The sequence below is a fragment of the Syntrophorhabdus sp. genome (assembly GCA_012719415.1).
Lineage (GTDB): Bacteria > Desulfobacterota > Syntrophorhabdia > Syntrophorhabdales > Syntrophorhabdaceae > Delta-02.
The window spans coordinates 21,804-34,797 of sequence record JAAYAK010000247.1 but is presented as its reverse complement, the minus strand read 5'-3'; the positions used below and the strand labels follow the sequence as shown (position 1 = coordinate 34,797).

The window sequence follows — 12,994 nt, the reverse complement described above, 5'->3', positions numbered from 1 at the left end:
CTCCAGATAAAGATTGTAGTGATTATAAAGGAAAATTCCCCCGGCATCAATCCATTTTTCAAAAGGCGCTCCCGCCCGTTCCCGGCGTCCTCTGGAAAAAAAACTCCCATTTTTCAGGAGGTGGTATATAATGGTCTAAGTGGAGAAACGATTCTCAGACGAGTTGATCACCGCCATCGAGAAGGGTGACCTTGAAAGCGTTGTCCAGTTCATCGGCAAGGGTGCCGATGTCAACGACGCTGACCACAACGGCAACACCCCCCTCATGTATGCGTCGATGCGCGGATTCACGGACACGGCGCGCTTCCTCCTCGACAACGGGGCCGATGTCAATGCCCGGAACACGCAGGGTGTGACCCCGCTGACCTATGCCTGCAGGAACAACCAGGTGGGCGTTCTGAGGCTCCTTGTCTCCCGCGGCGCCGATGTCAACGTTCCCGACAGGGATGGCGGCACGGCCCTCACCTTCGCGAGCAAGAGCGGCCACCTGGAGATCGTCAGACTTCTCGTGGAGCATGGCGCGGACCTCAATGCCCGGGACCACGAGGGTGACACGCCGGTCATGTGCGCAATAAACGGCAAGTCCGCGGGCATCATCAATTTTCTCATCAGCCGGGGCGCCGACCTCACGATAATGAACAAGCATAACAAGACCGCCCTCGACCTTGCATCCGAAAAGGGGCTTCTCAGGATCGTCAACGACATAAAGTTCAGGCTTCTGGAAAGGCAGAAGCAGGTATCCTGAACCCCGTGCGCGGCTTCTCTCCCGCAGGAAGGGGAGAACCTGTGCATTTCCTGCCGATTACCGCGTAATAACCATTACTTATTTAATTTTTCTCAATATTATGCTACAATATGGCAACCTGGCCGAAAAACGATGAAAAACTATTCGGAGGCATAATGTTTGATGTAGGAGAAGTCGCAGTATATCCGGGGCATGGTGTCGGTCGGATCGAGTCTATCGAAGAAAAAGAGTTCTCAGGTACCAAACAGTCATTCTACATAATCCGCATCCTCGACACGGACATGACCATCATGATACCTATCGACGGCGCGAAGAATGCCGGCCTGAGATGCGTCATCGATGCCTGTGAGGTGTGCAAGGTCTACGATATCCTCAAGGACAAGAACATCGTTCACGACAACTCGCCCTGGAACAGACGGTACAAGGAATACATGGAAAGGATCAAGAGCGGTTCCATCTATGAGGTCGCGACGGTTCTGAAAGAGCTCTACAACCTCCGATACTGGAAGGAACTTTCCTTCGGCGAAAAGAAGATGTTCGAGATGGCACGCAATCTCATCACGAAGGAACTTTCCATGTCTCTCGGCACCGAAGAGCTTGTAGTCGAGCAGGAGATCGAAGAGATCTTCCTGGCGAATAACAACAATCAAAAAGGAAATACCGCCAATCACCACAAGGGTTGAGTCCTTGGATATATTCATTCAGATAATCCTCCTGACCGTCACAACCCTTACCGGATATTTCATACTCAAAGAACTCCTCTCGAGCGGGGTCTGGGGGCTCGTCGGGGCGACATGCGGGCTGATCCTCGGGTATGCCATCCTCAAGATCGAGCTCAAGCTCCGGGACATATCCCTGAAGATCATTCTCGGAAGTCTCACGGGGGTTGTCGTGAGCCTTTTCGTGGCCAATCTCTTCGTGTCCCGTCTCCTTCTCGCCCTGATCAAGGACATCCCCATCACGCTCCCCATCTACGTCCTTTTCTACTTCATCATGGGTTACCTCGGGTTTGTCCTCGGGAAAGAGAAGTCGAAAACGATCGACCTCTCCAAGGTCCCTCTCTTCGATCGCCTGGAAGAGGACAAGGACATCAAGCTTCTCGACACGAGCACCATCATAGACGGGCGGATAGCAGACATATGCGAGACCGGTTTCATACAGGGGACCTTTGTCATCCCCCAGTTCGTCCTCTACGAGATACAGCACATCGCCGACCACCAGGACCCTGTGAAGAGGACCCGCGGCCGCCGCGGCCTCGATGTCCTGCACAGATTGCAGAAACAGACCTTCCTCGCCGTCAGGATCGTGGACTATGATTTCCCCAAGCTCAAGGACGTTGACACCAAGCTCATAGCCCTCGCGAAACGACTGGGGGGAAAGATCGTCACCAACGACTACAACCTCAACAAGGTCGCCGAACTGCAAGGCATCGAGGTCCTCAACATGAACCAGCTTGCCATGTCGCTCCGCCCTGCGCTCCTGCCGGGCGAACAGATGAGTATCAAGGTGCTCAGGGAAGGCAAGGAGCAGGGCCAGGGGATCGGATACCTCGATGACGGCACGATGGTAGTGGTCGACGATGCGAGGAAACACCTCGGCAAGACCGTCGACGTTGTCGTCACGAGCGTCCTGCAGACGACCTCGGGACGCATGATCTTTTCGAGGCTCAAGGGAGAGGCGGGGAAGGATTACATGTACCCCGACGAATATCAGTTGGAAGAACAGGCGTGATACAGACATGAGAACGATCGCGATCATTCTCGCCGGTGGCGCGGGAAAGAGGATGGGTGCCGCCACCAACAAGCAGTTCCTGCTCATCGAGAACAAACCCATCATTGTTCACACACTGCAGATATTTGAAGAGTGCCGGGCCGTGGACGGCATCTATTTTGTCGTCAATCAGAAGGATCTTCCTCTCATTCAGGAGGAGATACTGGAGACCTACAAGTTCAACAAGATCATGAAGATCGTTATAGGCGGCAAGCTCAGGCAGGACTCGGTGAGGAACGGACTGGAGGCCATCGAGCATCCCTGTGACGTGGTTGTCATACACGACGGGGCGCGGCCTTTCGTATCCCCCGCGTTCATCGAGAAAGGCATCTTCCTCATGGAGATGTACGATGCCGTCATCCCGGCCCTGCCTGTGAAGGACACCGTGAAGGTCATCTCCAAGGAAGGGTTTGTCGTGAAGACCCTCGAAAGGGATTCCCTCTGGCACGTTCAGACCCCCCAGACGTTCAAGTACCCCCTTATCATGAAGGCATACCGGGAAGGAATGGCGAAAAGACACTACGGGTATGACGACGCCACGTTCATAGAGCACCTGGGAAAGAAGGTGAAGGTCATAGAGGGCTCTCCGTACAACATGAAGATCACCACGCCCGAGGACCTGACCATAGCGAGAGGGCTTCTTTCCCAGCTCAAAGGGACCTTATGAGGATAGGGACTGGGTTCGACGTCCATCGGCTGACAGATGGCAGGCGGCTTGTCCTGGGAGGCGTCGAGATCCCTTTCGGGAAAGGTCTTCTCGGCCACTCCGACGGGGATGTGCTTCTCCATGCCATAAGCGACGCGATACTGGGTGCCCTCTCTGAAGGGGACATCGGGGTTCATTTCCCCGACACCGACAGGGACATCGAGGGCATCGACAGCGCCGTGATACTTGCCCGGGTCTCGGCGATAGCCCGCGAGAGGGGTTACCGGGTCGTCAACGTCGACAGCGTCGTCGTGGCAGAGGCGCCGAAGATAGCTCCGTACCGGGAGGCGATGAGGGAGAGGATCGCCGGGCTCCTGTCCATTGACGCCGGCATGGTGGGTCTCAAGGGCAAGACGACCGAGGGCCTGGGGCTGACCGGCAGGGGCGAAGGTATCGCGGCGCACGCCGTCGTTCTCATGGACAGGGTCTGAAAGAGGCATGTGTCCCGGATCTCCACGACAGATGAGGCGAAAATGGTCAGGGTAAGGTTTGCCCCGAGCCCGACGGGACATCTCCACGTGGGAAACGCGAAGACGGCCCTCTTCAACTGGTTCTTCGCCAGGAAGAACGGGGGGTCCTTCGTTCTGCGCATGGAGGATACGGACGTCGAACGCTCCGACGCGGCCTACGAGAGGTCCATCACGGATGATCTTGCCTGGCTCGGGATCGCCTGGGACGAAGGACCGCTGCGCCAGTCCGAGCGTCTTGACGTCTACAGGTCCCACGCGATGGTCCTCCTGGAGAAGGGCCTCGCGTACCGGTGTTTCTGCAGCGAACAGGAGCTTGCCGCGGCGAGACAGAGGTCGCTGGCGCGGGGCGAGCCTCCGAGATATGACGGAAAATGCCGGGACCTTTCCGCCGGGGAGGCCGTAAGGCTCACGGACGAGGGGCGGCCCTTCACCCTGCGCTTCCGGTCGGATGGAAGGCCGATAACGTTCCGGGACGGCATACGGGGGGAGCTTTCTTTCCCGAGGGGACACGTGGATGACCTCATAATCCTCAGAAGGGACGGGACACCGACGTACAACCTGGCCGTCGTCGTCGACGACATGCTCATGGGGATCACCCACGTCATACGGGGAGGGGACCATATCTCCAACACGCCGAAGCAGATAGCCCTCATCAATGCCCTGGGAGGAAGGCCGCCTGAATACGCGCATCACTCCCTCCTTATCGGTCCTGACCGCAAACCTCTCAGCAAGAGGCACGGCGCGACGCGCGTTATGGATTTCCGTGCCATGGGAATAGTGAGCGAGGCGCTCGTGAACTACCTGTCGACGATGGGGCGAAGCCTTGCGGTGGAGCTCCTCAACACCGATGAGCTCATCCGGACCTTTTCCCTTGACTCAGTATCCGGTTCGGACAGTGTTTTCGATATGGAGAAGCTGCTCTGGTTCAACAGGGAATACCTGAAGCGCATGCCTCTCACCGAGCTTCTCGACAGGGCGGGGATCGACACCTCCCGGGCGGAGAAGATGTCCGTCGTGCGTGAGAACGCCTCCACCCTTACCGACCTCAGGGAGTACATGGAGATGTTCGACAGGGCGGAGTTCAGGGAGAGCGCGCTTCGTTACCTCTTGAAGATGGACGCGGCCGGAGAGATAGCGAAGGCCGTCAGGCCCCGCCTCGCAGCCGGGAGCGGCCTCACCTTCGACGAGCTCGCCGGCGCTCTCGCCGCGCCCCCCGGCCTTAAGAAAAGGGACCTCTTCATGATCCTGAGGGCCTTTATCACGGGAAGGTCAGACGGGCCCCCCCTGCGGGATGTCTTTCCTCTCGTTCCCGTGGAGGTCATCACAGGTCGCATCGATGCCTATCTCGAGCACAGACACGAAGGATAGCGGGCCCATGAAGACGAGCGGCAGGCGTAACATGGGGGAAAGGGCGGCAGGACTCTACGCACTCGTGAAATCCGTTTTTCGCAGCCTGTCGTTGAGAACGCAGCTCCTCCTCATTCTCCTCTTTCTCCTTCTCATATCCATCGGTTCCCTGACCATCATCTACACGAGGGCCGAAGAGGCCCTTCTCGACAAGGTGGGCGAGAATATCGACGACATCACCAGGGCCATCCAGATAAGCGTCGAGGAACTGACGTACCGGGGGGATTCGACGGCCCGGCTCAAGAGCTACGTGGACATGCTCAACAAGAAGGGGATCAAGGAGATCTCGATCGTTAGCGACAAGTCGGAGGTCATCGCCAGTTCCGACCCGAAGAAGATCGGCACCACCCAGAAGCTGACGGAGAAGAGGCCGGCCGCGCGGAAAAAGGACCTCATGATCACGGCGCGCCTCGGCGACGAGCATCGCAGCGGCACCCAGCGGCTCTACAACATCATCATGCCAGTCGCGATCAAGGGCCAGAATATCGGCTACATCCATATCAACATGGCACTCGACGACTATCGTCTCCTGCAGAACCGCAACCAGATCAAGAGGATCCTCAGCATGATCTTCGCCTTCACCATCGGCATCATCGTGTGCCTCGTCATCGCCGAGAAATACACGGAACCGATCAAGAGGATAGCCATGGCAAGCAGGAAGATCGCCATGGGAGAGCTCGTCAAGATCAGGGAAACGGACCGCAAGGATGAGATCGGTACCCTGGTGACGAGCTTCAATGAAATGGTGGACAAACTCGACGAGCGCAAGGAGCTGGAAGAGAAGCTGAAGAAGTCCGAACAGCTTTCCCTCATCGGTCAGCTCTCCTCAGGTATCGCCCACGAGATACGGAACCCTCTCAATTTCCTGACCCTCTCCATAGGACACATCAGGGAAAGGGTGACGGAGGAGCCCATCTCGGACAAGGAGGACCTCGTCGGGCTTCTCGACAGCCTCCTCACGGAGATATACCGGGTGAACGAGCTCATCCACAATTTCCTTTTCCTCGGCAAATCGATCACACTCAACAAGGAAGACGTGCCCCCCGGGAACCTCGTTGACGAAGCGCTCGTCATGGTGAAGGACAAGATTCGAAGCGGTGTCGAGATCGAGCTTGGCTGCCGCGACGGCACCGATACGATGTACTGTGACAGGGAGTACATGCGGCTCTGCGTCATCAACCTTGTGATAAATGCCGTCCAGGCCATAGAGGGGCCGGGGAGGGTGCGCATCGAGTGCGGGACGGAGGATTCCGTGACATACCTGTCGGTCTCCGATGACGGGGAGGGCATAGCGGAAGATGAGCTTGACAAGATCTTCGAGCCCTATTACTCTACAAAAAAACTCGGCATTGGTCTCGGGCTCGCCATAACGAAGCGGTTCGTCGAGGAGCACGGCGGCACCATATCGGCCGCGAGCGAGATCGGAAAAGGAACTACCATGACCATAAGGATCCCACGCCATGAAGGATGACACGAAGGGCGCTATCCTTGTCGTTGAGGACGACAGGAACCAGCGCGGGATCATAAAGACCATCCTTTCGAAGGAGGGTTTCTATGTCGAGGCCGCCGACTGCGGAAAAAAGGCGGTGGACATCCTCAAGAACGGAAATTTCGATGTCATCCTCACGGACCTCAAGCTTCCCGACATCGACGGCACGGAAGTGCTGAGGGAAGTGAGGGCCCTGGGGAGGACCTGCCACGTGATCATCATGACCGCCTTCGGCTCCATACCCTCGGCCGTGGAGGCGACCAAGCTTGGTGCCTTCTACTATCTTGAGAAGCCCCTCGAGAAGGACCAGCTTCTCCTCGTCATCACCAATGCCATGAACCAGGTGAAGCTCCTCAAGGACAACATCATGCTGAAGGACCAGCTGCGGGACCGTTTTCACATCGACAACATCGTCGGTGCGCACGGTGCCATGGAGGAGCTTTACAAGATCGTCAGGAGGGTGGCCCCGACGAACTCCACCGTTCTCATTCACGGTGAAAGCGGAACGGGCAAGGAGCTTTTCGCCAAGAGCATTCACTACAACAGCCCCAGGAAAGGGAAACCCTTTTTCGCCATCAACTGCGCGGCCATACCGGAAACGCTTCTCGAGAGCGAACTCTTCGGGTACGAGAAAGGCGCCTTCACCGGGGCCCTGGCGCGGCAGATCGGGCTCTTCGAGCAGGCCAACGGCAGCACCCTCTTCCTCGACGAGATAGGAGACCTCACCCGGAGTACGCAGGCGAAGCTCTTGAGGGCCCTCCAGGAGAAGGAGATACGGAGGATCGGAGGAAAAGAGACGATCAAGCTCGACGTGCGCATCATCGCGGCGACCAACAAGAAGCTGGAACAGGAGATCGAGGCGGGAAGGTTCAGGGAAGACCTCTATTACAGGCTCAATGTCATCGCCTTTACCCTGCCGCCGCTGAGGGAAAGGCCCACTGACATACCTCTTCTCGTGGAGCATTTCCTGAAGAAGCTCGACGGCATTCACGGGGGCAGGAAGACCGTGAGCGACGAGGTCCTCGCGTGCCTCATGCAGTATTCCTGGCCGGGTAACGTCCGCCAGCTGGAATCTGTGCTGGAGCGCTCCTATATAATGTGCGAGGCGGGGACCATCGGCATGGAGTATGTTCCCGCCGAGGTCAGGTATTACTCGCAGCCCCGCGCGGCCATCGACGGGATCACGTCGAGGCTCGACGAGCTAATAGACGCGAAGCTCACGGCGGCCGAGTATCGCCTCTACCTTTACCTCACCAGGCTGGACCCCCGGGACGGAGGGTCCGACCATCTCCTCGAGCCGAAAGAGATAGCGGAGCACCTGGGGATAAGCCGGGACACCTTCTTCGTCGGCGTGTCGAAACTTAAGGAGCTCGGGCTTTACGACTACAAGGCGAGGGTGAACGAGCTCAAACACTCGCCAGGCCGGTCCCCCAGGAAGGAATAGTCGGATATTTCCGATTCGCGGGGCGTCCCGGAGTCGGATATTTCCGATTATAGCATGTCTCCCGGAAGACCTCCCGAACCTCTCCTCTTTATTATCGATACCTTACGATTCTGGCATAACAACTGCATACGTAAACCCCATGCAGCTAAATGTAACCAATAATAGGGAAGGAGGTGAAAAAGTATGAAGAAAGCATTGATGATCGTTCTCGCGATCCTGATCACCGTTGCCTTCGTTACGACCGTTATGGCGCAGGACAAGAAAGCCGCGACAGACAAGCCGGCCGCAGCGACAGACAAGCCCGTGAAGGAGAAAGTGGTCGAGAAGGCCAAGAAAGCCGGCGTGAAGAAGTTCGCAGGCGACTTCGTCTCCATGGACGAGGCGGCGAAGACAATAGTCGTCAAGGGTGAGACCGAGATGACCTTCGACGTTTCCAAGGTGAAGAAGATGGCAAAGTTCGCGGCTGGCGACAAGGTTAACGTAGTCTACACCGAGGCAGACGGCAAGAACGTTGCCAAGGCAGTGACGAAAGCCAAGGTCGCGAAAGAGAAGAAAGAGAAGAAGGCGGAAGAGAAGAAGGACGAGAAGCCCGCTGAGAAGCCCGCGGCTCCGGCCAAGAAGTAGTTCCGCATTGCAGACAAAAAAGGGGAGGCCCAAAGCCTCCTTTTTTTTTATTCTTCTCGCTTAAGCCGCTCAAGAGGTTCGAGCGATCTTTCAGAAGCTTAGCGGGTCGGCTTCGATGTCCACTCCCGGGATGTCGCGCAGTTCTTCGAAGACGTCCCTGAGGAGTGCTTCGTCTCCCTTCAGTATCACCCTGCGTATGTGATAGGGGGGCTTTTCGAGAGGAAGGGTGCCGAGCAGCGCACCTTCGAGGCCTCCGTCGGTGATGACCTTGCGGACCTTCGCGAGAGTGGCATCGGCCCGGGCCGCTGTCTTGCCGCGGGCCTCGAGGAGAAAGACGCGGGCAAAGGGCGGGAAGTGGGCTTCCCCACGTTTCTTGAGTTCCCGTTCGATGAAAGAGGAGATCTCCAGATAGTCGCGGGGGTCAGCGGGCTCCTTTCCCGCTGAATAGGAGATGATGGATCGGGGGGTGAGGGCGTCCAGAAGGTTGAGAAGGATCTGGTGCGTTCTCTCTTCCGACCTGTATCCGCCCATCTTTCGCAGTTCCTCCCATTGGGCGAGGAGCAGCCTGTCGACGGGGAGAGTGTAGAGCTTGGAGAGGGATTGCGTACCGACGAGGACAGCCGCACCGCCCTTACGGGGTGCGCGGATGGCCGCTGCCTCTTTCCTGAGGGAGTCGCCGGTGATGCGGGTGATGGTAAGGTGCGGCCAGGCCCTGCGGAGGTGCTCCTCGATGAACACTATTCCTATCCGGGAGAAGCCGATGGCGCTGCTGCCGCACTGGGGGCAGGTGCCCTCATATGCGAGCCGCGCCCCGCAGCCGGGACAAACGAGGTTCCCCGCCTGCCTGTCGTAGGTGAGGGCTTCCCCGCAGCCGGGACAGGAAAGGGTTTCCCTACAGGCGTGACATTTGAGGTACGAGCCCTGGTCCTTCCGCGGGACGTAGACTGCGACGCGCGTGCCGTGCCGGGCGGCCTCTCCCGCCTCGGCACTGAGATGGTCGATGATCTCACCCGTCGAGCGGGAGGGGACGCTTGTCGTCCTTTCCGCGTAGTCTCCCCGGGTGGGCCATTCATTGCAGGTGATCCCGAAGCCCTGTGTCCGGGCGAGATGGATCGCGTCGATGGAACAGGCGGCAGAACCGAGGACGACGGATGCCTTCGCGAGCCGCGCCCTTTCGACGGCAACCCTCACGGCATTGAACTTGAACCCTTCCTCGTTCTTGTATTCATCATCGTCGCACCTCTCGACGATGATGAGAGAGAGGCCGTGAAGGGGGAGAAAGACACAGTTCCTGTTCCCGAGGACCACGTGCCCGCCCTCGCGGCGGCTCCTGAACCAGGTTTCCATCCTCTGCTTCACGGGTGTGCCGGAGGAGAACCACAGAACGCGGGGACCGTAGGCTTCCCTGAGTCTTTTCGTGAACCACACCCCGGCGGCATGGTAATCGGGAACGAGGAAAAGGACGTTCCCGCCTCGCCCCAGGTGGTCCGATATGACCCTCTCGTAGTGCGCCAGCCGTTCCTCCACGGAATCAATGAGAAGGACCTTTTCTCCTCCGCTACCGTCCGGGCCCGGGGGGGCCGGGACGGGCGGAGCGAAGATCTCCCCCGTCAGCGTCTCGCGAAGGTCAAGGAGGCCGTCCCTGTGCAGGCGCATGAGCTCTGTTCTGCCGAGTTTCCTGATCGCCTTCCTGAGGGGCAGGCCGTCCACGTCCGCGCGGGAGGCGGACTCGACGGAGAGGAAACGCTCGAGGTCTCCGGCTGAGGGCAGGGCGTATTTGAACGCGATCCCCCCGGGCGTGACATAGAACAATGATGACCAGCGCACAAGTGCCGGAAGCTCGTGGGATAGAAGGGGAAAGAAATCGAGCACACCTGCGACGGACTTGAGTCCCTCCCCTCCCCCGTCCTTGAGGGCGACGACGACCCCGGCGGTTTCCCTGTGCCGGAAAGGAACGAGGACGCGCGCGAGTTCGAATATATGGGGGGCGAGCTCGCCGGGGACCCTGTAGGAAAAGGACCTGCCGACGGGTATCGGAAGAGCTACATCGACGATCATGAAGAAAAAAGGAGGTCCCGGTAGTCGAGGCTTTTCAGGGTCCTCACGTGGGTCAGCGGCTCACCGAGTATCCTGCCTCCTATCTCGTGGAACGATTCGGGGGCATCGGTCACGAAATACTCGCACCTGCCGCGGCCGCGCCTGTTGAAGAGGTCGTTCTCTTCGAGGATGGCGCGGGCCTCTTTTGCGGTTTCCTTTCCGGAGTGCACGATCTTCACGTCCTTGCCCATCGTCTTCCTGATGACGTCCTCGAGGACCGGGTAGTGGGTGCATCCCATGACGAGGACATCGATGCCTGAGCTCTCGAAAGAGTGAAGGTATTTGCGGGCCATGAGGCTCGCTATCTCGTCATGCTCGAGACCTTCTTCCACTATGGGAACGAAAAGGGGGCATGCCTGGGAGAAGACCTCTATGCCGGGATCGAGCTTCCTGATCGACCGGTCGTAGGCCATGCTCTTGATCGTGGTCCTCGTGCCGATGACCCCGACCCTGCCGCTCGTCGTGTTCCTTGCCGCTTCCCTGGCGCCGGGTCCGATGACCCCGATGACGGGAACGGGCATCCGTCTTTGCAGTATCGGGAGCGCGAAGGCCGATGAGGTGTTGCAGGCGATAACGAGAAGCTTGATGCCCTTCGTGAGAAGAAAAAGGGCGCTTTCCAGGGCATATTTCGTAACCATCCGGGGAGACTTGTTCCCGTAGGGAACCCTGGCGGTATCTCCAAAATAGATGATGTGTTCGTGGGGGAGCAGTTCCCTGACCTCCTTCAGAACGGTCATGCCTCCCACCCCGGAATCGAACATGCCGATGGCCAGTTTTTGCATGGTTACAGATTAGGAGAGATGGGGGTGAAATGTCAAGGCAATAAGGCCGCGCGCGAAAGAGGCTTTTTCCTTGCCTTTTTAAATCCAATACTGGTAAATAGAATAAAGCGATTCCCTGACAATCTGCCTTGTTCGACAGCTGTGGACCATCATTGCGGAACCCTTGTGTCGAGGGGAGAAGTGGGGTGCCCCGGGGGACGGCACGGGGAAAAGGGACTGGAACGGAGACGATGACAAGGATAGGTATCGCCTGCGATGAAGGCAAGAGCCGGGCCATTTCCGGAGATGTCCTTGCCAGGCGCGCCATGGCGTCGGGGGGTATAACGAGACCCGACCTGATCCTTGCCTTCTGTTCCGGCAGGAATGGACCCGAAGCCTTCTTCCACGGCATAAGACAGGCCGCGGGAGCCGATGTTCCCGTTGTCGGGGGGTCCGCGATCGGTGTCATATCCAACGACTTTCTCTCCTACAGGGACCCCGTGGCCGCGGTGGCGGCACTCGAGTCGGACCTCATCACCTTCAGACTGGCCTCGGCCGGAGAGGTGGACAGGGATGAAAGGGACGCCGGCAGGAAAATGGCCGGCGGTATCACCCGCGCGCCCGAAGACAGGCTCCTTCTCCTTTTCTACGATTCGATCAAGGTCCCGCCCGACAATGGTTCCCCCCCCATCATGAACTCATCGACGCCGCTCATAGCCGGGATCGGGGAAGTCCTGGGCGATGCCGTCCCTGTCGTCGGCGCCGGGCTCATGGGCGATTACGATTTCAACAGAACCTTTCAGTTCTGCGGTTCATCAGCGGCATCGCAGAGCCTTGTGGGTCTCATGCTGGGTGGGGACTTTTCCGTCTACCATCGCATAACGCACGGATGCACCCCCCTTGACGGGGTATGCCACAGGGTGACGAAGGTCTCCGGCCCGCTCTTGTACGAGATCGACGGCAGGCCAGTGGTCGAGATGATAAACGGGCTCTTCGACAGCGAGGAATGGCAGGAGGTGCAGCCCCTCGATTTTCTGACGATCGGGGTCCACTGCGGGGAAAGATATGAAGCGTACCGGGAGAACCGGTACGTGAACAGACTCATACTCGGTGTCATTCCCGACAGGTCGGGGGTGATAATGTTCGAATCCGACCTCACGTGCGGCGACGAGATCCAGTTCATGGTCAGGGACGCCGGCCGGATGGTGGAATCCGCCCGGGACAATTCGCGCCTCCTCGTGGATACGATAGATAGGGACGGGAAGGTGCCTCTCCTGGCCCTGTACATCGACTGTGCGGGCCGGGCAAAGGACTACTCGAACACAAGCGTCGAGGAGGCCGGGGAGGTACAGAAGGTCCTCAGCGCGCGCGATATCCCCCTCTTCGGCTTTTACTCCGGTGTGGAGCTGGCACCGCTGCGGGGAAGAACGAGAGGCCTCGATTGGACGGGGGTTCTCACGGTCCTTGCGAGGGACCCCTAG

General features: G+C 58.4%; 12 protein-coding genes. 10 read left to right on the top strand and 2 right to left on the bottom strand.

From position 1 onward, the window contains the following. Positions 1-139: 139 nt before the first annotated feature. From GXX82_14845 to GXX82_14805, 9 genes are all read left to right on the top strand, one after another. On the top strand, positions 140-745 hold the full coding sequence (locus tag GXX82_14845; protein NLT24316.1) for a hypothetical protein: 606 nt from the start codon (positions 140-142) through the stop codon (positions 743-745). 155 nt (positions 746-900) lie between these two features. Continuing rightward, on the top strand, positions 901-1,428 hold the full coding sequence (locus GXX82_14840; GenBank protein ID NLT24315.1) for a CarD family transcriptional regulator: 528 nt from the start codon (positions 901-903) through the stop codon (positions 1,426-1,428). 310 nt (positions 1,429-1,738) lie between these two features. Continuing rightward, positions 1,739-2,476: a TRAM domain-containing protein gene (locus GXX82_14835; GenBank protein ID NLT24314.1), complete on the top strand. Its 738-nt coding sequence runs from the start codon at positions 1,739-1,741 to the stop codon at positions 2,474-2,476. Between the two features lie 7 nt (positions 2,477-2,483). Continuing rightward, the gene (gene ispD, locus GXX82_14830) at positions 2,484-3,182 is read left to right on the top strand and encodes a 2-C-methyl-D-erythritol 4-phosphate cytidylyltransferase (GenBank protein NLT24313.1); all 699 of its coding nucleotides are present in this window, start codon (positions 2,484-2,486) and stop codon (positions 3,180-3,182) included. Further along, positions 3,179-3,652, top strand: coding sequence for a 2-C-methyl-D-erythritol 2,4-cyclodiphosphate synthase (locus GXX82_14825; GenBank protein NLT24312.1), 474 nt, complete (start codon positions 3,179-3,181; stop codon positions 3,650-3,652). Before ispD ends, GXX82_14825 begins: the two co-directional genes overlap by 4 nt. A gap of 42 nt (positions 3,653-3,694) precedes the next feature. Then, positions 3,695-5,059, top strand: a complete 1,365-nt coding sequence (locus GXX82_14820) for a glutamate--tRNA ligase (GenBank protein ID NLT24311.1) — start codon at positions 3,695-3,697, stop codon at positions 5,057-5,059. A gap of 7 nt (positions 5,060-5,066) precedes the next feature. After that, a complete protein-coding gene (locus GXX82_14815) occupies positions 5,067-6,569 on the top strand; it encodes a HAMP domain-containing protein (protein NLT24310.1) in 1,503 nt (500 codons plus the stop codon). Then, on the top strand, positions 6,559-8,031 hold the full coding sequence (locus GXX82_14810) for a sigma-54-dependent Fis family transcriptional regulator (protein NLT24309.1): 1,473 nt from the start codon (positions 6,559-6,561) through the stop codon (positions 8,029-8,031). Before GXX82_14815 ends, GXX82_14810 begins: the two co-directional genes overlap by 11 nt. A 183-nt stretch (positions 8,032-8,214) precedes the next feature. Next, positions 8,215-8,655: a hypothetical protein gene (locus GXX82_14805; GenBank protein ID NLT24308.1), complete on the top strand. Its 441-nt coding sequence runs from the start codon at positions 8,215-8,217 to the stop codon at positions 8,653-8,655. Positions 8,656-8,745: 90 nt separating this feature from the next. Here GXX82_14805 and GXX82_14800 read toward each other — a convergent pair whose 3' ends face one another. Together GXX82_14800 and GXX82_14795 are read right to left on the bottom strand one after the other, a co-directional pair. Further along, positions 8,746-10,713 carry a hypothetical protein gene (locus GXX82_14800; protein NLT24307.1) on the bottom strand — a complete coding sequence of 656 codons (1,968 nt, stop codon included), beginning with the start codon at positions 10,711-10,713 and terminating at the stop codon, positions 8,746-8,748. Then, positions 10,710-11,534, bottom strand: a complete 825-nt coding sequence (locus GXX82_14795) for a glutamate racemase (GenBank protein ID NLT24306.1) — start codon at positions 11,532-11,534, stop codon at positions 10,710-10,712. The genes GXX82_14800 and GXX82_14795 overlap by 4 nt, the downstream gene beginning before the upstream one ends. A gap of 230 nt (positions 11,535-11,764) precedes the next feature. Between GXX82_14795 and GXX82_14790 the strand changes: the two genes are divergently transcribed. Further along, a complete protein-coding gene (locus GXX82_14790; GenBank protein ID NLT24305.1) occupies positions 11,765-12,994 on the top strand; it encodes a hypothetical protein in 1,230 nt (409 codons plus the stop codon).

Excerpts from the sequence above, each read along its gene's own strand:
- GXX82_14840 (NLT24315.1), top strand. The coding sequence starts at position 901 with ATGTTTGATGTAGGAGAAGTCGCAGTATATCCGGGGCATGGTGTCGGT.
- GXX82_14835 (NLT24314.1), top strand. The coding sequence starts at position 1,739 with ATGGGTTACCTCGGGTTTGTCCTCGGGAAAGAGAAGTCGAAAACGATC.
- ispD (NLT24313.1), top strand. The coding sequence starts at position 2,484 with ATGAGAACGATCGCGATCATTCTCGCCGGTGGCGCGGGAAAGAGGATG.
- GXX82_14825 (NLT24312.1), top strand. The coding sequence starts at position 3,179 with ATGAGGATAGGGACTGGGTTCGACGTCCATCGGCTGACAGATGGCAGG.
- GXX82_14820 (NLT24311.1), top strand. The coding sequence starts at position 3,695 with ATGGTCAGGGTAAGGTTTGCCCCGAGCCCGACGGGACATCTCCACGTG.
- GXX82_14815 (NLT24310.1), top strand. The coding sequence starts at position 5,067 with ATGAAGACGAGCGGCAGGCGTAACATGGGGGAAAGGGCGGCAGGACTC.
- GXX82_14810 (NLT24309.1), top strand. The coding sequence starts at position 6,559 with ATGAAGGATGACACGAAGGGCGCTATCCTTGTCGTTGAGGACGACAGG.
- GXX82_14805 (NLT24308.1), top strand. The coding sequence starts at position 8,215 with ATGAAGAAAGCATTGATGATCGTTCTCGCGATCCTGATCACCGTTGCC.
- GXX82_14800 (NLT24307.1), bottom strand. The coding sequence starts at position 10,713 with ATGATCGTCGATGTAGCTCTTCCGATACCCGTCGGCAGGTCCTTTTCC.
- GXX82_14795 (NLT24306.1), bottom strand. The coding sequence starts at position 11,534 with ATGCAAAAACTGGCCATCGGCATGTTCGATTCCGGGGTGGGAGGCATG.
- GXX82_14790 (NLT24305.1), top strand. The coding sequence starts at position 11,765 with ATGACAAGGATAGGTATCGCCTGCGATGAAGGCAAGAGCCGGGCCATT.